At 60.0% G+C, this 23,044-nt stretch carries 20 protein-coding genes; 13 read left to right on the top strand and 7 right to left on the bottom strand.

Annotated features, from left to right (window positions below):
• Positions 1-97: 97 nt before the first annotated feature.
• From aguA to ACIPIN_RS20370, 3 genes are all read right to left on the bottom strand, one after another.
• Entirely contained in the window at positions 98-1,204 is a 1,107-nt protein-coding gene (aguA, locus tag ACIPIN_RS20360) for an agmatine deiminase (RefSeq protein WP_401121378.1), read from the bottom strand.
• 5 nt (positions 1,205-1,209) lie between these two features.
• Positions 1,210-2,088 (bottom strand): N-carbamoylputrescine amidase, encoded by an 879-nt coding sequence (aguB, locus tag ACIPIN_RS20365; RefSeq protein WP_401121381.1) that lies wholly within the window; start codon positions 2,086-2,088, stop codon positions 1,210-1,212.
• A gap of 303 nt (positions 2,089-2,391) precedes the next feature.
• Positions 2,392-5,304: an aminotransferase gene (locus ACIPIN_RS20370; RefSeq protein ID WP_401121384.1), complete on the bottom strand. Its 2,913-nt coding sequence runs from the start codon at positions 5,302-5,304 to the stop codon at positions 2,392-2,394.
• Between the two features lie 217 nt (positions 5,305-5,521).
• Between ACIPIN_RS20370 and ACIPIN_RS20375 the strand changes: the two genes are divergently transcribed.
• The 8 genes from ACIPIN_RS20375 (at position 5,522) to ACIPIN_RS20410 (ending at position 13,534) form a co-directional block, all read left to right on the top strand.
• Positions 5,522-6,658, top strand: coding sequence for a colicin E3/pyocin S6 family cytotoxin (locus ACIPIN_RS20375; RefSeq protein WP_401121385.1), 1,137 nt, complete (start codon positions 5,522-5,524; stop codon positions 6,656-6,658).
• Positions 6,655-6,879 (top strand): hypothetical protein, encoded by a 225-nt coding sequence (locus ACIPIN_RS20380; RefSeq protein WP_401121388.1) that lies wholly within the window; start codon positions 6,655-6,657, stop codon positions 6,877-6,879. Before ACIPIN_RS20375 ends, ACIPIN_RS20380 begins: the two co-directional genes overlap by 4 nt.
• 69 nt (positions 6,880-6,948) lie before the next feature.
• Entirely contained in the window at positions 6,949-7,509 is a 561-nt protein-coding gene (locus tag ACIPIN_RS20385) for a DUF3916 domain-containing protein (protein ID WP_401121390.1), read from the top strand.
• 496 nt (positions 7,510-8,005) lie between these two features.
• Positions 8,006-9,088, top strand: a complete 1,083-nt coding sequence (rfbB, locus tag ACIPIN_RS20390) for a dTDP-glucose 4,6-dehydratase (protein ID WP_401121393.1) — start codon at positions 8,006-8,008, stop codon at positions 9,086-9,088.
• Between the two features lie 100 nt (positions 9,089-9,188).
• Positions 9,189-9,734, top strand: coding sequence for a dTDP-4-dehydrorhamnose 3,5-epimerase (gene rfbC / locus ACIPIN_RS20395; protein ID WP_401121396.1), 546 nt, complete (start codon positions 9,189-9,191; stop codon positions 9,732-9,734).
• 91 nt (positions 9,735-9,825) lie between these two features.
• Entirely contained in the window at positions 9,826-11,634 is a 1,809-nt protein-coding gene (locus ACIPIN_RS20400) for an ATP-binding protein (RefSeq protein ID WP_401121399.1), read from the top strand.
• Positions 11,631-13,028: a sigma-54-dependent transcriptional regulator gene (locus ACIPIN_RS20405; protein WP_401121402.1), complete on the top strand. Its 1,398-nt coding sequence runs from the start codon at positions 11,631-11,633 to the stop codon at positions 13,026-13,028. Before ACIPIN_RS20400 ends, ACIPIN_RS20405 begins: the two co-directional genes overlap by 4 nt.
• Positions 13,029-13,078: 50 nt before the next feature.
• Positions 13,079-13,534, top strand: a complete 456-nt coding sequence (locus tag ACIPIN_RS20410) for a thioesterase domain-containing protein (RefSeq protein WP_401121405.1) — start codon at positions 13,079-13,081, stop codon at positions 13,532-13,534.
• Positions 13,535-13,599: 65 nt separating this feature from the next.
• On the opposite strand, the gene cysQ is transcribed toward ACIPIN_RS20410, so the two are convergent.
• Together cysQ and nudE are read right to left on the bottom strand one after the other, a co-directional pair.
• Complete coding sequence (cysQ, locus tag ACIPIN_RS20415) at positions 13,600-14,436, bottom strand: 3'(2'),5'-bisphosphate nucleotidase CysQ (RefSeq protein ID WP_401121407.1); 837 nt, start codon at positions 14,434-14,436, stop codon at positions 13,600-13,602.
• Positions 14,433-14,999 carry an ADP compounds hydrolase NudE gene (gene nudE / locus ACIPIN_RS20420; RefSeq protein WP_401121410.1) on the bottom strand — a complete coding sequence of 189 codons (567 nt, stop codon included), beginning with the start codon at positions 14,997-14,999 and terminating at the stop codon, positions 14,433-14,435. The genes cysQ and nudE overlap by 4 nt, the downstream gene beginning before the upstream one ends.
• A gap of 88 nt (positions 15,000-15,087) precedes the next feature.
• Between nudE and yrfG the strand changes: the two genes are divergently transcribed.
• The 5 genes from yrfG (at position 15,088) to ACIPIN_RS20445 (ending at position 20,963) form a co-directional block, all read left to right on the top strand.
• Positions 15,088-15,750, top strand: a complete 663-nt coding sequence (yrfG, locus tag ACIPIN_RS20425) for a GMP/IMP nucleotidase (RefSeq protein ID WP_401121413.1) — start codon at positions 15,088-15,090, stop codon at positions 15,748-15,750.
• 214 nt (positions 15,751-15,964) lie between these two features.
• Positions 15,965-16,852, top strand: a complete 888-nt coding sequence (locus ACIPIN_RS20430) for a LysR family transcriptional regulator (RefSeq protein WP_401121415.1) — start codon at positions 15,965-15,967, stop codon at positions 16,850-16,852.
• 94 nt (positions 16,853-16,946) lie between these two features.
• Complete coding sequence (gene fdhD, locus ACIPIN_RS20435; protein WP_401121417.1) at positions 16,947-17,786, top strand: formate dehydrogenase accessory sulfurtransferase FdhD; 840 nt, start codon at positions 16,947-16,949, stop codon at positions 17,784-17,786.
• A complete protein-coding gene (locus ACIPIN_RS20440; RefSeq protein ID WP_401121420.1) occupies positions 17,783-20,131 on the top strand; it encodes an FdhF/YdeP family oxidoreductase in 2,349 nt (782 codons plus the stop codon). Before fdhD ends, ACIPIN_RS20440 begins: the two co-directional genes overlap by 4 nt.
• 337 nt (positions 20,132-20,468) lie before the next feature.
• Complete coding sequence (locus ACIPIN_RS20445) at positions 20,469-20,963, top strand: glycine zipper domain-containing protein (RefSeq protein ID WP_401121423.1); 495 nt, start codon at positions 20,469-20,471, stop codon at positions 20,961-20,963.
• A 65-nt stretch (positions 20,964-21,028) separates the two neighbouring features.
• On the opposite strand, the gene ACIPIN_RS20450 is transcribed toward ACIPIN_RS20445, so the two are convergent.
• Positions 21,029-21,460 carry an acyl-CoA thioesterase gene (locus ACIPIN_RS20450; protein WP_401121425.1) on the bottom strand — a complete coding sequence of 144 codons (432 nt, stop codon included), beginning with the start codon at positions 21,458-21,460 and terminating at the stop codon, positions 21,029-21,031.
• Between the two features lie 171 nt (positions 21,461-21,631).
• Positions 21,632-22,858 carry a 3-hydroxyacyl-CoA dehydrogenase NAD-binding domain-containing protein gene (locus ACIPIN_RS20455; protein WP_401121426.1) on the bottom strand — a complete coding sequence of 409 codons (1,227 nt, stop codon included), beginning with the start codon at positions 22,856-22,858 and terminating at the stop codon, positions 21,632-21,634.
• Between the last annotated feature and the right edge of the window lie 186 nt (positions 22,859-23,044).

Here is a 23,044-nt window from a genome sequence, read left to right on the forward strand (position 1 = left end):
CCCGCAGTCCATAAGAGCTGCGGGCTAGATAGGAGTCACTCGAATAAACCGGGCATAGCACCCATCAATCTAGTGCCACCGGTTGTTACAACTTCACTCAACCTTTGTGCGGTGCTGGCTGCTGTTGGGTAAGGCAATGGATATTACCGCCGCCCAGTAACAGTTCACGCCCCGGCACCATCACCACTTCGTGCTGCGGGAACAGGTTTTGGAGGATTTCCTTGGCTTGCGCGTCCAGCGGATCGTCAAAGCTCGGCGCAATAATGCCGCCGTTGACTATCAGGAAGTTCACGTAGGAACCGGCCAGGCGCACCGAAGGGTTACGTTCCTGCGTACCATCCACTGGGTCGACACCCGCGCATTCTTCCTCAGTCGCGTAAAGCGGCCCCGGAATCGGCATTTTGTGCACCGTAAATGGGCGGCCCTTGGCGTCCTTGCTGCTTTGCAGCACGTTCATTGCCGCCTGGCAACGCGGGTAGTTCGGATCCTGCGGATCGTCGGTCCAGGCCAACAGCACTTCACCGGGACGCACGTAGCAGCAGAAGTTATCCACATGACCGTCGGTCTCGTCGTTGAACAGACCGTCCGGCAGCCAGATGATTTTATCCACAGCCAGCTGTGCGCTGAGCACTACTTCGATGTCGGCACGGCTCATGTGCGGATTGCGATTGCGGTTCAACAGGCACTCTTCGGTAGTGATCAGCGTGCCTTCGCCATCGACGTGAATCGAACCGCCTTCGAGCACGAAGCCCTCGGTGCGGTAACGCGGGCTGCGCTCGATCTCAAGGATCTTGCCGGCCACTTGCGAATCACGATTCCACGGCGAATACAGACCACCATCGAAACCGCCCCAGGCGTTGAAGTCCCAGTCGACACCACGGACTTCACCGCTGTTGTTGATGACGAATGTCGGACCGGTATCACGGACCCAGGCGTCGTCACTGGACATCTCGACCAGGCGAATATTCGGCACGTCCAGACGCGCTCGAGCGTTTTCGTACTGGGCCGCCGACACGGCAACGGTCACCGGTTCAAAACGCGCGATGGCTTTGGCCACCGCAACGTGAGCGGCCTGCGCCGGCTTGCCACCCAGGCGCCAGTTGTCCGGGCGCTCCGGCCAGACCATCCAGGTCTGGGTCTGGGTCGCCCATTCAGCCGGCATGTAAAAACCGTCCGCGCGAGGTGTGCTGTGCAAAATGGTCATGGCAATCAGGACTCCAGGGAACCGTCGAGGGTTTTGATCGCACCATACAGGTTCGGGCGACGGTCACGGAACGAACCCCAGGCACTGCGGGTGTGCTCCAACTCGTCGAGGTCGAAGCTCTGAACCAGTACGCCTTCTTCGGTTTCGTTGAGCTCCTGGACTTTCTCGCCGAACTGGTTGGCGATGAACGAGGAGCCGTAGAAGGTGATGTCGTAGCCGTCCTGTTCTTCATTGCCAATGCGGTTGCTGGCGATCAGCGGCATCAGGTTGGCGCCGGCATGGCCTTGCTGAACGCGCTGCCAGTGGTCGCGCGACGAAATGGTTTTGTCGTGCGGCTCGCTGCCGATGGCGGTTGGGTAGAACAGGATTTCCGCGCCTTGCAGCGCCATGCTGCGGGCGCACTCCGGGAACCACTGATCCCAGCAGATGCCCACGCCGATTTTCGCGTAACGGGTGTTCCAGACTTTGAAGCCGGTATCGCCCGGATTGAAGTAGTACTTTTCGTGGTAGCCAGGACCATCCGGGATGTGGCTTTTACGATAAATCCCGAGATTGCTGCCATCGGCATCGATGATTGCGATGCTGTTGAAACGGGCGCGGCCTGCCAGTTCGAAGAAACTGATCGGCAGCACGACCTGCAGTTCTTTGGCGACTTTCTGGAAGTGTTTGATGGCCACGTTGTTGGAGGCGGTGGTGGCCAGTTGCAGGTAGTCCGGGTTCGGCTTCTGGCAGAAGTACGGGCTCTCGAACAATTCCTGAATCAGGATGATCTGCGCGCCTTTGGCTGCGGCCTCACGGACCAGCTTCTCAGCGGTCTCGATGTTGGCTTCAAGGTCCCAGGAACAGGCCATCTGGGTAGCGGCGACAGTAACGATACGGCTCATGAATCATCTCCCGGGCGGGTGTTCGAGGGTCGATTGTGGCATCGACCGATGACAGAAATGGGAACGGCCAGGCGTGGTAATCCACGCCTTGGCGTTAGGCGACTTTATAACCGATAAAAATCGGCTTTTAAAGCGATAAAATCTCCATCCGTCGAAATAGCTCTATTTAATCCCGATAACAATCGAATTAAACCCTCTATCCCTGTGGGAGCGGGCTTGCTCGCGAATACGGTTTGTCATTCAGCATCTATGTTGACTGAGCCACCGCCTTCGCGAGCAAGCCCGCTCCCACAGGGGATGTATTTACAAACCTTCGTCCAGCACCTTCGACAGGGTATCGACAAAAAAATCCACGCTTTGTCGCGAGGTCACCATCGGCGGTTTGATCTTGAGGATGTTCAGGTAATCGCCGGTCGGCTGCATGAAAATCCCCAATTCGCGCAGGCGGTCGCACAGCACGGCGGTTTCTTCTGTGGCCGGCTCCAGGGTTTCGCGGTTGCGAATCAGTTCCACGCCCAGATAGAAGCCGGAGCCATGCACCGCGCCCACCAAAGGATGGCGGTCGATCAACGCCTCAAGCCGCTCCTTGAAATACCCGCCAACGACCTGGGCGTTTTCCCAGAGTTTCTCTTCCTTCATCACATCCAGCACCGCCATACCGATGCGGCAACTGACCGGGCTGCCACCAGCCGAGGAGAAGAAATAACCTTCGGCTTCCAGCGCTTCGGCGATTTCTCGTCGGGTAATGACCGCGCCCAATGGCTGGCCGTTGCCCATGCCCTTGGCCATGGTGATGATGTCCGGCACTACGCCCTGTTCTTCGAAGCCCCAGAAGAACTTGCCCATGCGGCCGTAACCGACCTGTACTTCGTCGGCGATGCACACGCCACCTTGGGCGCGGACCAGCGCGTAAACCTGTTTCAGATAACCCGGTGGCAGCGAGATCCCACCGGCGTTGCCGTAAACCGGCTCGCAGATAAAACCCGCCAGTTGCCGCTTCTGTTCGGCAATTTTCGCCAGGTTGTGTTCGACGCTGCGCACGTAGTCCGGTGCGCTGTCGATACCACGGAATTCGCCACGATAGGTGTTCGGCGCAGTCACCGGGTGCACCCAGTCCGGACGGCTGCTGAGGGCTTTGGGGTTATCGGCGATCGAGGTCGACACCGCGTCCGCAGCCACCGACCAACCGTGATACGCCTCCAGCACGCTGAGCATGTCGCGACCGCCGCTGTAGGCCCACGCCAGGCGAATCGCCAGGTCGTTGGCCTCAGTGCCACTGTTGACCAAAAACACCCGATCCATCGAATCCGGCGCCAGCGCCAGCAAGCGCTCGGAGAATTCGGCGATTGCCGCATAGTGGAAGCGCGAGTTGGTGTTGAGCAACGACCACTGACGGCTGGCTTCGGCCGCCATGCGTGGGTGACCGTGGCCGAGCACCGCGACGTTGTTGAGCATGTCCAGATAGGAGCGACCCTGCATGTCGATCAGGTGATTGCGCCAGCCACGCTCAATGCGCGGCGGGTCGACGTAATAGTGTTTTTGCGAACGGGCAAAACTCGCATCGCGGCGCGCCAGCAACGTTTGCGGATCGAGTTCAGCTTCCGCGTCGCAGGCAAACCCCAGCAGCGCCGCTGGCGATGGGCACAACGCCTGCCAGGCGGATGCGCGGGACGGCGTGCAAAACAGCGGTGGATTCAGTTCCGCGCCACGGCTGAGTTGAACCCGCAATGCGCCGCCGACTTCACCCAGCACTTGCCCTTTGAGCACGGCCGCACCCGTGTGTAGCGAGGGATGGACACCCCACAGGCGCACGCTCAACTGTGCGCTGTCCAGTTGCAAGCGGCCATCAGTGGCCAGGTGCACGACGCCGGCAAACGGTGCCTCAACCGTAGTGCCCCGTGGTACCCGCAAGTCGACGTGCAGCGGACAAGTGTCCGGCTCGACGGCGCTGTCCGGACGCGTCCGCGATAAACGGTATTGCCCATAACGACTGGCCGCCAGACCATGGGCTGCCGCCGCTTCGATCAACAGACGTTGGTCGATGCCTTCCTGCTCCCAGTTGCCCGCTTCGAAATGCGGACTCAGGACACCGAGGTCGATCAAGGCAAACTCGCGGCCCACCAGGCTCGGCAGCAGCGGCGCAAAACCCTGACTGGCAATCGCCGGCAGTGCCTGGCCGACCGCGACCAGAATGGCCGCTTCCATCAGCTCAAACGGCACCGAGGTCGCGACGCGGAAGATCTCCCACTCGTGGTTCAGATTGTCGCGGCTGTACTGATTCTGCGGATCGATGCTGACCTGCTGCTCACCGCTGAGCACCAGCACCGCCGCACGCGCGACGATCATCGGCCACAGCGCCTGCAACTCTTCGTGCTTGAGTGGATTGACCGCGTGGTAAGCCTGCACCGCCGGGAGTATGCACAGCGGATCGCCGTCGGCATGGTGCAGCAGTGCGGCGCAGGTCACCGACAAATCGGTAATGCGCCAGGTACGAATCAGATCGCCAAAATCGATAACGCCCTGCAACTGCCAATGACGCTGCTGATCCCGTTGCCAGACCACGTTGTCATCGGTGATGTCCATGTGAATGGCTTGCACCGGCAACTTTGCCACCAGTGGCTGCAAACGCCGTTCGGCCTGTTGCGCGGCCTCGGCGATCAACGCTCGCTGCCGCTCATCGCTGATCACCGGCAGCAAGTGGTTGATCAATGCATTGGCGTGCCGGGCGTCCCACTGCAAGGTGCGCTCAAGCCCCGGATGCTCGAACCCGGCCAGCGCCAGGTCCATTTCGCCGCAGAGCTGGCCGAGACCGGCGACCAGTTCATGGCCGAAGTGTTTGAGGTGGGTCAGCGATTGGCCGTCGATGTAGTCGAGCAAGCGCACGTGAAGTGATTGGCCGGCAAGTTTCAGGGTCAGCAGGTCCTCACCGTTTTTCGCCGGGATCACCCGTGGCACATGCAACCCAGGCTGCGCGCCCAGGTGCTTGAGGGCCGCGTGCTGGGCTTGCAACTCCAGCGCGGCGTAGTCACCACGGCAGATTTTGAAGACGAAACGGCCCTGGTCGCTGTCGAGCCGGTAGTTGAGATCCTGCTGGCTGCCCAACGACTGCAGCGTCCCGCTCAGGCCGTAGTGCTCGCGCAACAGCTCCAGCGCTTGCTGCGCGGAGACTTGCGGGCTAGCCAGACTGGCGCGGTGAATCAACGTGGCGAGCAACATACAACGACCCCTGGAATTTTTATAAGGCGTCTATATCGCCACTGCTGACTGCGATACGCAACCCCCTTATACCGGTCGGTGATCGGTAAGGGTGGGTGGCTTTCAAGCCAAGCCATACAGCGGCGAACTTTCCCACACAGCGTGTCGAATCCGAGGAATGTTCGGCGCTTTCTCACGTCCCTAGGCTGCCTTCCATGGACAGGGAAGCCCGCCGCACATGCCAGAACGCTCATACCCGCTGACGTACAAAGAACAGCTGCGCCGCCGCATTTTGCAGCCGCCGCCCCCACCCGATCTGTATCCGCCGATTGCCGATTTTCCGGCGGATCGGCCCGCTGATCCCGCCCCCATCAAACCGCTGGGCTGCGTTTTCGCCAAGTCCTGCAAGTTGCCGGACGGCATCATCAACTACGCCAATCCTTCCGGTTTCGTACCGCTGGATTCGTTGAAGGACTATGGCGACTACGCGTTATTGGGTGGCCGACAGGTCGACAGCTACGGCGCCGTGCCGCTGAAGAAAATCAGCGGCAGTGCATTGCCCGTGGGACTGGGTGCACTGGCGCTGGCAGGTTCTTCAATCAGCACAACTGCGGCGGCGGTCGGCGGGACAGTAACGGCTGGTCTGCTGACAGGCATCGTGGCGCTCATTTGGCCGTCCGAACTCGGCGACAGCGCGCTCTATACCGAAGAACAACTGCGCTCACTCGAACACGCCAATTCGCGGGTGCGCCTGAGCATCGAGCAACAGGCTGACGGCACTCTCAGGGGTTACGGCTTCTACACCGGCAACAACGCCGACTGGCAACGGATCCCGGTCATTCAGTTCCAGGCACGCGGAGCCCAACAGGTCGCTGTATTCGGCGAAGGTCTGGAACTGATCTGGACCCCGGCCATCGACCCCGCAAACACCCTCGGCATCCCCGCACTCGAAGCCGCCCCACAAGCACCAACCCTCTGGGTCTACCCGCCCACCGAGGCGAGCAACAGCATTCTGGTAAACCCGATTTACCCACCGGAGTATCAGGATTTCATCCTGGTATTCCCGGCGGACTCGGGGGTGCGGCCGCTTTATGTGGTGGTGAGTGTTCGGCCTGGTGACCACCAGTACCATCCAAAACCTACATTTCTGCCTGCCTTTCCTGAAGCTGTTCGTGCCCCGCCTAAAACAACGATTCGAGGGGGCGGCGGACTTCGACCACGCTGGAAGGAGCCTCATAGCTATATCTACGAGTGGGACTTCGAACGGGGCAAAGTAGAGAAATACACCAAACGTGGAAAGCATCTTGGGGAGTTCGACCCGATTACCGGGGAACGTACCAAAGACGCTGACCCAAAAAGATGGATAGAACCATGAAACATTTAATTCTAGTGGTGCCGCACGGTAGTGATTCAATTTCGGCAGAGATCGAACTCAACGTGACCGCAGCTGAACTCCAGTCCGTTATGGGTTGGGAAAATGAGAACGACTGCATCTATGACTACAAGCTCACTGTTCAACAAATAAGCAGCATTGAGAGGCTTATCTCACAATCCCTACCAAAGAATGTTGAGCTCTATCTTTCTTGTGATGAGTAAAGACCGCTTACCAGACCTTGGTTGAAATGCTTCGCACCTAATAAACACTACGTTTGGTAATTACTACTCATGCGCCGAATTGCATTCTCAGACAAAAAAGTCCGCAACATCCCACGCCGTCTCCGCGCCCTTGCTGCCTGGGCGGCCAGCTACGAAGGTTACTTCCCGGACGAACTCCCCGTGGAACAAGGCTACGCAAACCGAAAAATTCCGGTCCTGGAAACCTTGGTTGAAGGGAAGCAAACCACCTTCGCCATTCAAAAGGAATGCGCTCAACAACTCCTCAATGCAGCCCATCACTTGCTTCAGGCCAGACCCGAAGAAACCATCAACTGCCGAATAGTCGCGTCAATCATCACGCCCGACATGTTCTCCAGTGAAATCTGCATTTACACCGACATGAGCCGTTATCGCGGTCATGTGCTCCCATTCGACTACGAACATTTCTGCCAAACCCGCATCACCGACAAAAGCCTCGCCACCGATTGGGGTTTAACCGTCCCTGTTGGAATGAATGAAGTGGGTTTCCACTTTGTTCACGAGGACGAAGACGGACAAAAGTTTGAATCCGAGCATTGGTACTTCGGCGAAGTCGATGAAGCGGATGATGGCTCCGAGAAAGAGCGCTAGAAATACAAAACATTTAAAACCTTCCGCGCAGAAAACCCTGATTTTTTCGGCTAGGACAATTCGCTCTTGGGTGCATGTGCGGCCGCCATTGCAGCCTAAGTATCTACATATCTTTTTTCTCCAATTCCCGTAGCAGCTGCCGAGCTTGCGAGGCCGCGTTCGGCCGCGCAGCGGTCGTCAAATCAGACAGCGCGTTCTTCCAGGCAAACCATGTACGCAGGATTTGCGAGGACTGCGTCCTCGAACGCAGCCTCGCAAGCTCGGCAGCTGCTACGGACGTAGTCCTTCAGCGTATTTCAAAGTTGTGTAGATACCTATGCTCCGGAATGCGTGCCGCGCAATTCAGGAGTGCGGTTTACCCACAATCACCCCCTCCCGCCAGTCAACAAAACCCCATAAAAACCAAAATCCGACCAACACCCCTCTTGTGCCGCCCCCCTCCTGCCGACAAGCTATGGCCCATACGCTTATCGTTTGACGGAAAAGGCAACTCTACATGCGCATTCTCATCACCGGCGGTGCCGGCTTCATCGGCTCGGCGCTGGTTCGCCACCTGATCCGCCACACTGAACATGAAGTGCTCAACCTGGACAAGCTGACCTACGCCGGCAACCTGGAGTCGCTGAGCAGCATCGCCACCAACACCCGCTATGAATTCGTGCAGGCCGACATCATCGACCAGGTCAGCGTCAGCGCGGTGCTGGAACGGTTCCAGCCGCATGCGATCATGCACCTGGCGGCCGAGTCCCATGTCGACCGTTCCATTGACGGCCCGTCGGACTTCATCCAGACCAACATTGTCGGCACCTACAGCCTGCTGGAAGCCACTCGCGCCTACTGGAACAGCTTGGCTGAGCCTGAGAAAAGCGCCTTTCGCTTTCATCACATTTCCACCGACGAGGTGTATGGCGACCTGCACGGCGTCGACGACCTGTTCACCGAAACCACGCCTTATGCGCCGAGCTCACCATACTCCGCCAGCAAGGCTGCGTCCGACCATCTGGTCCGCGCCTGGCAGCGCACCTACGGTTTACCGGTGCTGCTGACCAACTGCTCAAACAATTACGGGCCGTTCCATTTCCCGGAAAAACTGATCCCGCTGGTGATTCTCAATGCCCTGGCCGGGAAGCCGCTGCCGGTGTATGGCAACGGCCTGCAAGTGCGAGACTGGCTGTTTGTCGAGGATCATGCTCGCGCACTGCTCACCGTGGTGACCAACGGCGTAGTCGGTGAGACGTACAACATTGGCGGCCACAACGAACAGAAGAACATCGATGTGGTACGCGGCATCTGCAACCTGCTGGAAGAATTGGCGCCGCAAAAGCCTGAAGGCGTCGCGCACTTCGCCGACCTGATCACGTTCGTCGAAGATCGCCCCGGCCACGACCAGCGTTACGCCATCGACGCCAGCAAAATCGAACGCGAGCTGGGTTGGGTGCCTGAAGAAACCTTCGCCAGTGGTCTGCGTAAAACCGTGCAGTGGTACCTCGATAACCTGGACTGGTGCCACCGGGTCCAGGATGGCAGCTATCAAGGTCAGCGACTGGGCAACAGCGATTTCAAGGATCTAATTGCCTGAGCGCGGAACTGCTCGCGCCGACCGCTGCTTTGAGCAAGAATGTCGGCGTCGAGCAAGAATGTCGGCGTCATCAAAAATTTACGATTGCTGGAGAAAGCCCATGAATGTAGTCACCACCGACCTGCCCGGTGTTCTGATCATCGAGCCGAAGGTATTTGGTGACGAGCGCGGCTTCTTTTACGAAAGCTTCAATGCCAAGGCTTTCGAGGAAGCGACTGGTCTGAAAACAACGTTCGTACAAGATAACCATTCCCGCTCACAAAAAGGTGTACTGCGCGGCTTGCATTACCAACTGGAAAATACCCAGGGAAAACTGGTGCGTGTCATCGCCGGTGAAGTGCTCGACGTGGCAGTGGACATCCGCCGCAGTTCGCCTCACTTTGGAAAGTCGGTCACCGTACGCCTGTCGGCTGAGAACAACCGCCAACTCTGGGTGCCGGAAGGTTTCGCCCACGGTTTTGTAGTGCTCAGCGACTATGCCGAGTTCCTCTACAAAACCACCGACTACTACACCCCGTCGGCCGAACGTTGCATCCGTTGGGACGACCCCGCACTGGCCATCGATTGGCAACTTCACGAAGCGCCGCAGCTGTCGGCCAAGGACCAGGCAGGCAAACTGCTCAAGGACGCCGACGTCTTCGCCTGAGCCCATCAGCGGCTGATGCCTCGTATCGCCTGAGTGTCTTGCCGAACAAGCCTAGGCATAATGCGCCTGTACCTTCAGGCGCCCGATGCTTATGACCCCACCACTCCCCCGCAGACCCCGCTGGCGCAGCCTGGCCCTGCTCGCCCTGTGCCTGGCGCCGTTGTTGTGGCCACTGCAGCATCTGGCCGAGCGTTATTACCGTAGTGAACTCGCTGGGCAAAACCGCCAGACGCTGGACCTCTACGTTGCCAACCTGCTGGGGACGCTGCACCGTTATGAAGTCTTGCCGCAGATCCTTGGTGATCTGCCAGCCCTGCGGGCCGTTCTCGCCGCGCCACAGCAGCCGCTGGCCACCGACAACGCCAATCGCCTGCTCAAGGACATCCGCGCCCAGACTGGCGCCGAAGTCATGTACCTGATGGACACCCACGGCAAGACCCTGGCGGCCTCCAACTGGGACAAACACGACAGTTTTGTCGGGCGCAACTTTGCCTTCCGGCCGTATTTCAGCGAAGCCATGCAAGGTCGTCTCGGGCGCTTTTTCGGCCTGGGCACGACGTCGGCCAAACGCGGCTATTTCTTTGCCGCCGCCGTGCGCGATGGCGAACAAATCATCGGTGTGCTGGTGATCAAGGTCGACCTCGACCACACCGAAAGCCTCTGGGGTAAAACGCCGGAGCAATTATTGCTGACCGACCACAACGGTGTGGTCATCATTACCTCACGCGCAGATTGGCGCTTTCGTGCGACCCGACCGCTGAGTGACGAAGAACGCAAGGCGATCACCGCCGTCCAACCCTACCCGACTCGTGATCCGCAACCCCTGAACCTCAACCCGGACGCTTGGCTGACCCAGACTCAGCAAATCGAAGAAACCGGCTGGAGCGTCAGCATCCTCGCCCCCAGAACCCTGATCGACCGCCCCGTGCGTACCGTGGTTGCCATCGGCGGGGCGATGTTATTAGTGTTGATGTTGTTGCTGGGACTGATGATGCAACGCCGTCGCCACTACCTGCAGCGCATCGCCTTCGAGGCCAAGACCCGCCACGAACTGGAAGCGCGTGTCGCCGAAAGGACGAGCGATCTCGAAGGTCTCAACCGTCGCCTCAAGCAGGAAGTGCTGGAACGCGAACAGGCGCAACAGGAACTGGTACGCGCCCAGGATGATCTGGTCCAGGCTGGTAAACTCTCGGCGCTGGGCACTATGTCGGCGAGTATCAGCCATGAGCTCAATCAGCCGCTGGCGGCCATTCGCAGCTACGCGGAAAACGCCGAAGTGCTGCTCGACCATCAGCGCACCGACGATGCCCGCGGCAACCTGAAACTGATCAGCGAACTGACCGGGCGCATGGCCTCGATCATCGCCCACCTGCGCGCGTTCGCCCGCCGCGACCGCCACGCGCCGGAAAGTGTCGCGCTGCAACCGGCACTGGACGATGCACTGGCGTTGCTGGCCAAGCGCAGGCGGGCAATGGAAGTCGAGCTGATCCGTGATCTGCCGGCCGCCACACTGTGGGTCGAGGCCGGAGAAACCCGACTGCGCCAAGTGCTCGGCAACCTGCTGGCCAACGCCCTCGACGCCCTGACCGAAAAAGGCCCGCCACGTAAACTCTGGTTGAGTGCCGAATCCACTGCCGACGGCGTCAACCTGTACATTCGCGATAACGGCCCGGGGTTCTGCATGGAGGCCCTCGGCCGCGCCGGCGAACCGTTCTACACCACCAAGACCCGTACTCAGGGCCTTGGGCTGGGGTTGGCCATCTGTGACACCCTGATGCGCGCCTTCGGCGGTGAACTGTCGTTCGCCAACCACAAGGAAGGCGGCGCCCTGATCACCCTGCGGCTGCGCGCAGGCGCACCCGGTGTAAGTCTGCAACCGTCCGAGGACCGCAGTGAATGAGCATCGACAATCGGATTCAAGTGGTGTTGATCGATGACGATCCGCATCTGCGTCAGGCCCTGAGCCAGACTCTGGACCTCGCCGGTCTGAAAATTCTGCCATTGGCCGAAGCCAAGGGCCTCGCCTCGAGCCTTGAGCGCGACTGGCCGGGCGTGGTGGTCAGCGACATCCGCATGCCGGGCATGGACGGCCTCGAACTGTTGAGCGAATTGCACGCCCAGGACCCGGAGCTGCCGGTATTGCTTATCACCGGCCACGGCGATGTGCCGCTGGCGGTGCAAGCGATGCGCGCCGGCGCTTATGACTTCCTCGAAAAACCGTTCGCCAGCGACGCATTGCTCGACAGCGTGCGCCGCGCCCTGGCCCTGCGCCAACTGGTGCTGGATAACCGCAGCCTGCGTCTGGCCCTGAGCGACCGCAATCAACTGAGCACACGACTGGTCGGGCAATCGGCACCGATGCTGCGCCTGCGCGAACAGATCGGCGCATTGGCGCCGACCAAGGCCGACGTGCTGATCCTCGGTGAAACCGGTGCCGGCAAGGAAGTAGTAGCCCGCGCCCTGCACGATCTGTCAAACCGCCGCAATGGCCCGTTTGTGGCGATCAACGCCGGGGCGCTAGCCGAGTCGGTGGTCGAGAGCGAGCTGTTCGGCCACGAACCCGGTGCCTTTACCGGCGCGCAAAAACGCCGTATCGGCAAATTCGAATTCGCCAACGGCGGCACGCTGTTCCTCGATGAAATCGAAAGCATGAGCCTTGACGTGCAGGTGAAACTGCTGCGCTTGCTGCAGGAACGGGTGGTCGAGCGTTTGGGCGGCAATCAACTGATCCCGCTGGATATCCGGATCATCGCCGCGACCAAGGAAGACCTGCGCCAATCGGCGGATCAGGGGCGTTTTCGCGCTGACTTGTACTACCGCCTGAACGTCGCCCCGCTGCGCATTCCACCGCTGCGCGAACGGGGCGAAGACGCGCTGATGCTGTTCCAGCACTTCGCCAACGAAGCCAGCGAGCGCCACGGTCTGCCGCCCCACGAACTGCAACCCGGACAACGGGCTCTGCTGCTGCGCCATACCTGGCCGGGCAATGTCCGTGAACTGCAAAACGCCGCCGAACGTTTCGCGCTGGGCCTGGAACTGGCGCTGGACAGCAACGCTCCAGACGGCAGTCCTGCGCCGCTCAACGCAGAGTTCCGCGGTAATCTGAGCGAGCAGGTGGAGAGTTTCGAAAAGAACCTGATCGCCGCCGAACTGGCGCGCTCTCACAGCTCGCTGCGCAGCGTCGCCGAAGCGCTGGGCGTTCCACGCAAAACCCTGCATGACAAACTGCGCAAACACGGCTTGAACTTTGCCGATGGTGCTGGCGCCAACAGCAACCCTGACGAGCTCGATTGAGTCGCTCCGACTAACCTTCATATAAACGTTCCAAATCCCGAGGCCCGTGCATGAACCGCGACAGTCGTCACCTGGAATCCGTCCTCCACCGCGACATTCCCCTCACGCGGGACATGGGCCTCAAAGTGCTCGACTGGCAGTCACAACAACTGCGCCTGCACCTGCCGCTGGAGGCCAACGTCAATCACAAGAGCACCATGTTTGGCGGCAGCCTGTACTGCGGCGCGGTGCTGGCGGGGTGGGGCTGGCTGCATTTGCGCCTGCGTGAAGAAGGCGTCGAGGACGGGCACATCGTGATTCAGGAAGGTCAGATCAGCTATCCGCTGCCGGTCACCAGCGATGCCGTCGCCATTTGCGCTGCGCCGAGTGTGGCGGTGTGGAAGAAGTTTTTGACCATGTACCAACGCTATGGCCGGGCACGGTTGACGTTGCATTCGCGAATCGTCAATGCCGATAGCGATGAGGCTGCGGTGACGTTTACCGGGCAGTATGTGTTGCATCGGTAAAGCAAAAGATCGCAGCCTGCGGCAGCTCCTACGTAGGAGCTGCCGCAGGCTGCGATTTTTTGATCTTAACCGCGAGCCAGTTCCAGCAGTTTCCCGCGCCACGCGGCTTTGGCCGGGAGTGCAAGGAAGAACGAATTCAGCAACGACTCCCGCGCCGGATAGCTGAACGGCTCACCGCTCAACTCCAGCACCTCGCCCCCTGCACCTTCCAGCACACCTTGCGCGGCAGCCGTGTCCCACTGAGAGGTCGGCGCCAAGCGTGGATAACAATCCGCCGCACCTTCCGCCAGCAGACAAAACTTCAGCGAACTGCCGATGTTGGCCAGTTGCAGTTCACCCAGACTGTCGCTCAAACCCGCGAGCAAACGCTCCTGTTCAGGGCTTGAATGTCGACGGCTGGCGACCACCGTGAACGCTTCACCAGCAGGCGGCACATCACGGACCTGAATCGGCAACGGCACTGCATCCTTGTCAGCACGCCAGGCCCCAAGCCCGGCGCCACCGAAGTAGCAGCGGCCGTTGGTCGGCATCGACACTACGCCGAACACCACACGCCCCTGTTCGATCAATGCGATGTTGACGGTGAACTCTTCACTGCCGGAAATGAACTCTTTAGTGCCATCCAGCGGGTCGACCAGCCACCAGCGCTGCCAACCGGCGCGTACGGCCTGCGGGATGTTGGCGTCTTCTTCCGAGAGCACCGGGATGCTTGGATCAAGGGCCGTCAGCCCCGCCAATATCAGATGATGAGCGGCCAGGTCGGCGGCGGTTACCGGCGAATCGTCAGCCTTGGTGGTCACGTCTGTGCCTGTGCGCCAGAACGGCAGGATGACCTCGCCGGCCTTCAGCGCCAGCTCGACCACGGGGGCCAGCAAAGGATGTACCTGGGGGAAATCACTCACGGTTGAAACACTCCACGCTGGGTCAGCAGATCACGGGCCAGGTACAACGCCGCCAAGGCACGCCCTTCGGTGAACTGCGGGTTCTGCGCCAGCGCCGCCAACTCTCGCAGATTGACCCGATCCACGCGCATCGGCTCCGGCTCGTCGCCTTCAAGGCGTTCTTCGTACAAGTCAGTCGCCAGCACCACCTGAATCTTCTGGCTCATGTAACCGGGCGACAGCGACAGCTCGGTCAGGTGTTCCAGTTGCCGCGCGCCAAAACCGGCCTCTTCCTTGAGCTCGCGCTCGGCTGCTGCCAACACATCCTCGCCAGGCTCGATCAGGCCCTTGGGCAGCGACATTTCATAGGCATCGGTTCCGCCGCAATATTCTTCGACCAGCACCGCGTGGTCGGAGTCGAGCATCGCCACGATCATCACCGCGCCATACCCGGCGCCCTTGCCGACCAATCGCTCATAGGTGCGCTCGACGCCATTGGAGAAGCGCAGCTGCACCTCTTCAACGCAGAACAAGCGGCTGGTGGCGACGATCTCGCGGGCTAATACTTCGGGTTTCTGGCGCATGGCGGCTCCTTGGCGTGAACGGGTTACTATACCCGGCCTTTCTTGATTGTTTATGTCGGATATCTTTTTACCGCTGGAGAAGTTTTCAATGCCATCACTGCCCTGGCGCGACATCGATACCGTTCTGCTGGATATGGACGGCACGTTGCTGGACCTGCACTACGACAACCATTTCTGGATGGAACACCTGCCTCAGCGCTATGCCGAGCTGCATGGTGTCAGCCGGGCCATGGCCGAGCTTGAATTGCAGCCGTTATTCGAGCGCAATGCAGGCCAATTGAAGTGGTATTGCCTGGACTTCTGGAGCGCCGAGCTGAAGCTGCCGGTGCGCGAGTTGAAACTCGAAACCGCTCATCTGATCGCGTTGCGCCCGGACGCCGATACCTTTCTGGCGGCGATCAAACAGGCCGGCAAGCGTGTGGTATTGATCACCAACGCCCACCGCGACTCGTTGTCACTGAAGCTGGAAAGAGTCGAGCTGGAACCCTATTTCGAGCGGTTGATCAGCTCCCACGATTACGGTTTCGCCAAGGAAAACCCGCAATTCTGGGATGCCTTGCGCGCAGACATCGACTTCGACCCAAGCCGCAGCCTGTTTATCGACGACACCTTACCGATCCTGCGCAGCGCACGGGACTTTGGCGTGGCGCACCTGTTGGCCGTGAGTCAGCCGGACAGCCGCAAAGCACCGAAAGACACGGCAGAGTTTGCAGCGGTTAGAGACTATCGCGAGCTCATCGCAGGGCTCTAGACCTTATCGCCTGCTTCGCGAGCAAGCCCGCTCCCACATTAGATATCCGTTGTTTGCACAAATGTGTGAATCAGTGAGATCCAGTGTGGGAGCGGGCTTGCTCGCGAAAGCCGTTATGCGGTCCTGAGAGTTACCCAGGAATCCACAACGCGGCTCCCAACCGACCAGGCACAAGCGCTAGAATCGCGCCCCTGGCTTGCGCACTGGAGCGACGATGGACATCAAACAGCTGAAATTTCTCATCGCCCTCGACGAAACCCGGCACTTCGGCCAGGCCGCTGCGCGTTGCCATATCACTCAACCGACTCTGTCGATGCGCTTGCGCAGCCTTGAAGAAGAACTCGATCTGCCGTTGGTCAATCGCGGCCAGCGCTTCGAAGGTTTCACCGCGCCGGGCGAGCGGGTGCTGGCGTGGGCGCGCACCGTGCTGGCCGCCTGTGACGGTTTGCAGGCCGAGGCCGCAGCCTGTCGCGGCAATCTGGTCGGCACCTTGCGTCTGGGCGTGGTGCCGCTGTCGAGTTTTGATCCGCTGCCGTTGATGCAGCAACTGCACGCCGAACACCCAAACCTGCGTTTCGAACTCTCGGCCTTAAGCTCCGAGCAGATCCTCGAACATCTGGCGAACAATCGCCTGGACCTCGGCGTGTCCTATCTTGAGCGTCTCGACAGCGAGCGCTTCGACTCGCTGGCCTTCAGCGAAACCCGTATGGGCTTGCTCTACGACCAGCGCTTCTTCAGCTTCGGTGAAAAGCCCTTGAGCTGGGAGGCACTGATCGAGCTGCCGCTGGGCATGCTCACCAGTGGCATGCACTTTCGCCAGTCCATCGACCACAACTTCCACAGCCGTGGCCTCAGCCCGCAACCGCTATTGCAGACCGACGCTGTGCACCAATTGTTACAAGCCGTGCATGGTGGTCTGTGCTGCGCGGTGATGCCATTGGAAGGCGGACTTGAAGCGCTGACCGAAGATTTGCGTCTGCAGCCGATTGAAAACGCGCAAACCCTCGGCCGACTGGGGCTGATCATGCGTCGCAGTGCACCGCGCTCGGCACTGGCTGAGGCGTGTTTCGCGATTTATCAGAAATCACTGACGAACTCTTGATCGACGCCATCTATCGGTAGATCAGTATTAGCGATTAGACGTGACACATTGACGCGCCTAGGCTTAAAGCTGAATAAACCGCCGGTATTACCCCATGAAAGCCAAGCGTCCGGTCTGCGTGGCGCCCGCGCTCGAAACGCCCGCGCCGGCCGCCAGTCAGAGCTATCAGTATTGCAACCTCGATCACAGCGAATCAGCCAGCACCGCGCTTGCTGAAGAAGTGGCGTTGGCGATCGCCTACAACGGCATCAGCCAGGCCGTGATGCTGGTCACCCCGACCGACCTGGAAGACTTCATCGTCGGCTTCAGCCTGGGCAGCGGGATCATCAGCGACGTGTCCGATATCTATGACATGCAACTCAGTGGCGCAGGTTCAGCGCAGTACGCGCAGGTAACCATTGCCAGCCGTGCATTCTGGAACCTCAAGCAGCAACGTCGCCAACTGGCAGGCACTAGCGGTTGCGGGCTCTGTGGCGTCGAAGCGGTCGAGCAAGCCTTGCCGCAACTCAACGTATTACCCGGAGCGCCATTGCCTCCCGCGCAATGGCTTGAAGGCCTGCGCCAGCGCATCAGTGAATACCAGCCATTGGGCCAGCATTGCGGCGCGGTGCATGCGGCAGTGTTCATGAATAATCAGGGCGAGTTGCTGCTGGGCCGTGAAGATATCGGCCGGCACAACGCTCTCGACAAGCTGATTGGCGCGCTGATCCGCCAGAACATCCCGACTGCAGGCGGACTGGCGATTGTCACCAGCCGTTGCAGCCTCGAATTGATCCAGAAAGTCTTGCGCGCAGGCATCCAGACCCTGGTCAGCCTGTCGTCGCCCACCGGCCTGGCCCTGCAATGGGCGCGCCGGCACAACCTCAATCTTATCCACCTGCCGCAGAAAAGTGCGCCGCGGGTCTACAGCCCTGCGACGGAGAACCAAGCGTGAGTCAACATCGTCAAGCCGACCAGAAACCCGTCCCCCGCTACAAGCCCTACAAAGGCCCAGCCGGTGGCTGGGGCGCGCTGATCAGCGTCGCTCAGGCCTGGTTGACCAGCGATAACGCGCTGAAAAACCTCCGCATAATGCTGAAGACCAACCAGAACGGCGGCTTCGACTGCCCCGGTTGCGCCTGGGGCGATTCTCCGGAAAAGGGCATGGTGATGTTCTGCGAGAACGGCGCCAAGGCGGTCAACTGGGAAGCCACCAAGCGCCGCGTCGATGCCGCGTTCTTCGCCAAGCACAGCGTCAGCTCACTGCTGGAACAAAGCGACTACTGGCTCGAGTACCAAGGCCGGCTGACCGAGCCGATGAGCTACGACGCCGAGACCGACCGTTACACCCCCATCAGCTGGGAAGCGGCCTTCGCGCTGATCGGCAAACACCTGCAAAACCTGTCGAGTCCGGATCAGGCCGAGTTCTACACCTCGGGCCGCGCCAGCAACGAAGCGGCGTATCTCTATCAATTGTTCGTCCGCGCGTTCGGCACCAACAACTTTCCCGACTGTTCGAACATGTGCCACGAGGCCAGCGGTGTTGCACTCGCACAAAGTGTCGGTGTCGGCAAAGGCACCGTGACCTTCGACGACTTCGAACACGCCGACGCGATTTTCGTCTGGGGCCAGAACCCCGGCACCAACCATCCACGGATGCTCGAACCCCTGCGCGAAGCAGTGAAACGCGGCGCCCAGGTGGTGTGCATCAACCCGCTCAAAGAACGTGGCCTGGAACGCTTCCAGCACCCGCAGCACCCGATCGAAATGCTCACCAACGGTGACAAGCCGACCAACACCGCGTACTTCCGTCCAGCGTTGGGCGGCGACATGGCGCTGCTGCGCGGCATGGCCAAGTTCCTGCTGCAATGGGAGCGCGAGGCACAGCAGACTGACGCGCCATCGGTGTTCGACCACGACTTCCTCAACGAACACACCGCCAGCGTCCTCGACTACCTGGGCACGATCGACGACACCTCGTGGGAGCAGATCGTCGAGCAGTCCGGGCTGACCCTGGAAGAGATCGAGCAAGCGGCACGCATGTACGCCAAAGGCAAAAACGTGATCATGTGCTGGGCCATGGGCATTACCCAGCACCGGCACTCGGTGCCAACCATCCAGGAAATCGCCAACCTGATGTTGCTGCGCGGCAACATCGGCCGGCCGGGCGCAGGTCTGTGCCCGGTGCGTGGGCACAGCAACGTACAAGGCGACCGGACCATGGGCATCAACGAACGCCCACCAGTGTTCTTCCTTGATGCACTGGAGCGGCGCTTCCAGTTCAAAGTGCCACGCGAGAACGGTCACAACGTGGTCGAGGCCATCCACGCGATGCTCGACGGTCGCTCAAAAGTCTTCATCGGTCTGGGCGGCAACTTTGCTCAAGCCACGCCAGACAGCCCACGGACCTTCCAGGCCCTGAGCAACTGCGACCTCACCGTACAAATCAGCACCAAACTCAACCGCAGCCATCTGGCGCACGGTAAAGAAGCGCTGATCCTGCCGTGCCTGGGCCGCACCGACATCGATTTGCAAACCGAAGGGGCGCAAGCGGTGACGGTCGAAGATTCGTTCAGCATGGTTCACGCGTCCAACGGCCAACTGCAGCCGCTGTCGAAACAGATGCGTTCGGAGCCGTCAATCATCGCTGGCATCGCCGCCGCGACCCTGGGCTCCAGGCCTGTCGACTGGAACTGGCTGGTGGCCGACTACCGGCGCATTCGGGAGCTGATCGCCGACACTATTCCCGGCTTCAAGGACTTCAACCAGAAGATCGAGAACCCGGGCGGCTTCTATCTGGGCAACAGCGCGGGTGCTCGCCGCTGGAACACCCCGTCCGGCCGCGCCAATTTCCGCGCGAACATCCTGCCGGCCGATCTGGTGCACGAGCGCACCCGCGCCACTGGGCAGTTGCCGGACCTGATCTTGCAATCGATGCGCTCTCACGATCAGTACAACACCACCATTTATGGTCTCGACGACCGTTATCGTGGGGTCAAGGGCCAGCGTGACGTGCTGTTCGTCAACGAAGCCGACATCATCCGCCTGGGCTTCAAACCGGGGCAGAAGGCCGATATCGTGTCGATCTGGGATGACGGCCGCGAGCGCCGCGTCAAAGGCTTCACCTTGCTGGCGTTCGATATTCCCGCTGGACAAGCCGCCGCTTACTATCCGGAAGTGAACCCGCTGGTCCCACTGGAAAGCACCGGTGACGGCAGCCACACGCCGACCTCGAAATTCGTTGCGATCCGTTTGGAAGCGGCGAGCGCGACGGGGTTGATCATGGCCAGGTCGGCCTGACACACCGCCATCGCGAGCAGGCTCGCTCCCACCGTTGAAATTCAATGAGCACAGATGTTGTGTTCGACGAAGGTTCATTGTGGGAGCGAGCCTGCTCGCGATGGTGTCCGAACGGCCAATACCTGTTCCGGCACGTTACAAACGCCCACAAAAAAGGCCGCTTTTGCATAAAAGCGGCCTGTCTCAAGTAGCTAAAGACCAGCGAAAATGCATTAAGTTCCGTCTAAAAAACAACAACTTAGAGAATTTTCACAAGTCGTGTTATTCGTCGGATTTCGATTGTAACCATCGTGACACAGCCTCAGGATCGCGTCGTCATCCCTTTGAGGCTCCGCTAATGAAGTTCTCCTCGATTCTCTTGTTGTCCCTTGGCCTGATCAGTGGCGTCGCGTCTGCCGGTGGCACCGCCGAAGCAGGTGTGGGCGGCGCATTGGGCGGGGTTCTTGGCTCGGTGGTCGGTCAGTCATTGGGTGGCAACACCGGCTCCACCATTGGCGCAGCCCTGGGCGGCGCAGGCGGTAGTGCCGTGGGTGCCGACAGACGCAGCCGTGGCCAAGCGGCCATCGGTGGTGCGCTCGGCGCAGCCGGCGGTAACGTGGTCGGCCGCAGCATGGGCGGCACCACAGGCAGCCTGATCGGCTCGGCAGCCGGCGGTGGCGTAGGCGGTGCGCTCGGTAACCATATGGGCAACAGCAGCTATGACGACGACCGTCGCTACAGTGATCGCGGGCGTGATCACCGTCGTTACTACCGTGGCGATGATGATGACCAAGGTCGTGGTCATGCTTACGGCCATCACAAGCATCGCCATTACGAACATGATCGCGACTGAAACCTCAGTAGCATCACGTAAGAGATTCCAAAAAAATCGCAGCCCACGGGCTGCGATTTTTCGTTTCACGCCACCAACCGCTCCAGCGCCCCGCGCAACCCCGCAGGAATCGCCACGGGCTGATTCGACGCCCGATCCACAAACACATGCACAAAGCGTCCTGCCGCGCAGGCGTCCTCTTCTTCCGCCTTGAACACCGCCAGTTCATACTGCACCGAGCTGTTGCCCAACTTGCCCACCCGCAAACCGATTTCAATCCGCTCGGGAAAGGCTATCGAGGCGAAGTAATCGCAGGCCGAACTCACCACAAACCCCACCACTTCACCGTCGTGAATATCCAGGCCACCGACTTCGATCAGGTAGGTATTCACCGCCGTGTCGAAGAAACTGTAGTAAGTCACGTTGTTCACATGACCATATACATCGTTGTCGTGCCAGCGGGTGATGATCGGCTGGAAGTGGCGGTAGTCGGAGCGTTGAGGCATCGGATTGGACATCTGTGTCGGTTCCTGGAATTGAACAGCCAGTCTAAGGCGAAAACCGCGTTATCGTTCTTCGCGAGCAAGCCCGCTCCCACACGGGATCTCGGTCGTTTGCAAATTTCACATTAACCGAAGATCAACTGTGGGAGCGGGCTTGCTCGCGAAGAGGCCATCACAGGCACTAAATCACTTGCCAGCAAACCCTTTGCCCACCGCCGCCAACTCCCCGATCAGCCGCCCCGGTTTCCAGTGACCGCCCTGCTCGGTTTCCAACGCCAACAACCGCTTGTGGATATCCGCCAAACCTTGCTGATCCGCCCAGGCCATCGGCCCGCCTTTATCGGCCGGGAAGCCGTAGCCGTTGAGGTACACCAGATCGATGTCATGAGCCGACTCGGCAATGCCTTCCTGAAGGATCTTTGCGCCCTCGTTGACCAGCGCCAGCAGGCAGCGCTCAAGAATCTCTTCAGGGCCAATCTCGCGACGCTGATAGCCGAGCTCTTCGCTCACCCGTAACACCAGTGCATCGACTTCCACATCATGTTCGGCCTGGCGACTGCCCGGCTCGTAGTGGTAATAACCGTTACCACTCTTCTGACCTAAGCGACCCAACTCACACAAGCGGTTATCCACCTGAACCTCCGCTTCGTCCTGGCCGACACCCGCCAGCTCCCGCGCACGCCATCCGAGGTCGATACCAACCACGTCGTACATGCGGAACGGTCCCATGGCAAAACCGAAGCCTTGCAGCGCCGCATCGACCTGATAGGGGAAAGCGCCTTCAAGAAGCATCTTGCGCGCTTCGAGGACGTAGGTATTGAGCATCCGGTTGCCGATAAAACCGTGGCAATTGCCCGCCACCACACTCACCTTGCCCATGCGCTGGCCCAGTTCTTTGGCGGTGTTGAGCACCTCCGGCGCGGTCTGCGCGCCACGGACGATTTCCAGCAACTTCATGATGTGTGCCGGGCTGAAGAAGTGCAGGCCCAGTACCTGCTTCGGACGACGGGTAGCGGCGGCGATTGCATCAATGTCCAGCGCCGAGGTGTTGCTGGCGAGGATAGCCTCAGGCTTGAGCACACCGTCGAGTTCGCGAAAGATCTTCTGCTTGAGTTCGAGGTTTTCGTAGACCGCCTCGATCACCAGATCCACCCCACGGATTGCCGGGTAATCAGCCGCCGCCGTCACCCGGGCAATCCGCGCATCGGCTTCGGCCTGGTCAATCCGGCCCTGACGCACATTGTGCGCGTAGGTTTCGGCCACTGCGGTGAGTGCCTGATCGAGCATCTGTGCATTGTTGTCGACCCATTGCACGGGCACCCCGGCGTTGGCCAGGCACATGACGATGCCACGGCCCATGGTGCCTGCACCAATCACGGCGGCACGCTGAATCTGGAACTGTGTCTGGCTCATTGTTTGCTCTCATGTGGCGATCCAAAGACAGCATTCACCATAGTCAGCCCTGCGGCGATTTTGAAATTTATTCCTGTGATGGGCGGCATTCAGCGAATGGATGTTCGACCACCCAACACCGAAACTCCTGTGGGAGCGGGCTTGCTCGCGAATGCGGTCATTCAGTCGGCATCAATGTTGGATGTG

The sequence above is a fragment of the Pseudomonas sp. NPDC087697 genome (assembly GCF_044743155.1).
Lineage (GTDB): Bacteria > Pseudomonadota > Gammaproteobacteria > Pseudomonadales > Pseudomonadaceae > Aquipseudomonas.

Bases quoted from the DNA above. Each gene is read 5' to 3' on its own strand.
- rfbB (WP_401121393.1), top strand. From the start codon at position 8,006: ATGCGCATTCTCATCACCGGCGGTGCCGGCTTCATCGGCTCGGCGCTG.
- rfbC (WP_401121396.1), top strand. From the start codon at position 9,189: ATGAATGTAGTCACCACCGACCTGCCCGGTGTTCTGATCATCGAGCCG.
- ACIPIN_RS20445 (WP_401121423.1), top strand. From the start codon at position 20,469: ATGAAGTTCTCCTCGATTCTCTTGTTGTCCCTTGGCCTGATCAGTGGC.
- ACIPIN_RS20385 (WP_401121390.1), top strand. From the start codon at position 6,949: ATGCGCCGAATTGCATTCTCAGACAAAAAAGTCCGCAACATCCCACGC.
- ACIPIN_RS20380 (WP_401121388.1), top strand. From the start codon at position 6,655: ATGAAACATTTAATTCTAGTGGTGCCGCACGGTAGTGATTCAATTTCG.
- ACIPIN_RS20430 (WP_401121415.1), top strand. From the start codon at position 15,965: ATGGACATCAAACAGCTGAAATTTCTCATCGCCCTCGACGAAACCCGG.
- fdhD (WP_401121417.1), top strand. From the start codon at position 16,947: ATGAAAGCCAAGCGTCCGGTCTGCGTGGCGCCCGCGCTCGAAACGCCC.
- yrfG (WP_401121413.1), top strand. From the start codon at position 15,088: ATGCCATCACTGCCCTGGCGCGACATCGATACCGTTCTGCTGGATATG.
- aguB (WP_401121381.1), bottom strand. From the start codon at position 2,088: ATGAGCCGTATCGTTACTGTCGCCGCTACCCAGATGGCCTGTTCCTGG.
- ACIPIN_RS20370 (WP_401121384.1), bottom strand. From the start codon at position 5,304: ATGTTGCTCGCCACGTTGATTCACCGCGCCAGTCTGGCTAGCCCGCAA.
- ACIPIN_RS20455 (WP_401121426.1), bottom strand. From the start codon at position 22,858: ATGAGCCAGACACAGTTCCAGATTCAGCGTGCCGCCGTGATTGGTGCA.
- aguA (WP_401121378.1), bottom strand. From the start codon at position 1,204: ATGACCATTTTGCACAGCACACCTCGCGCGGACGGTTTTTACATGCCG.
- ACIPIN_RS20375 (WP_401121385.1), top strand. From the start codon at position 5,522: ATGCCAGAACGCTCATACCCGCTGACGTACAAAGAACAGCTGCGCCGC.
- nudE (WP_401121410.1), bottom strand. From the start codon at position 14,999: ATGCGCCAGAAACCCGAAGTATTAGCCCGCGAGATCGTCGCCACCAGC.
- ACIPIN_RS20410 (WP_401121405.1), top strand. From the start codon at position 13,079: ATGAACCGCGACAGTCGTCACCTGGAATCCGTCCTCCACCGCGACATT.
- ACIPIN_RS20400 (WP_401121399.1), top strand. From the start codon at position 9,826: ATGACCCCACCACTCCCCCGCAGACCCCGCTGGCGCAGCCTGGCCCTG.
- ACIPIN_RS20450 (WP_401121425.1), bottom strand. From the start codon at position 21,460: ATGTCCAATCCGATGCCTCAACGCTCCGACTACCGCCACTTCCAGCCG.
- ACIPIN_RS20405 (WP_401121402.1), top strand. From the start codon at position 11,631: ATGAGCATCGACAATCGGATTCAAGTGGTGTTGATCGATGACGATCCG.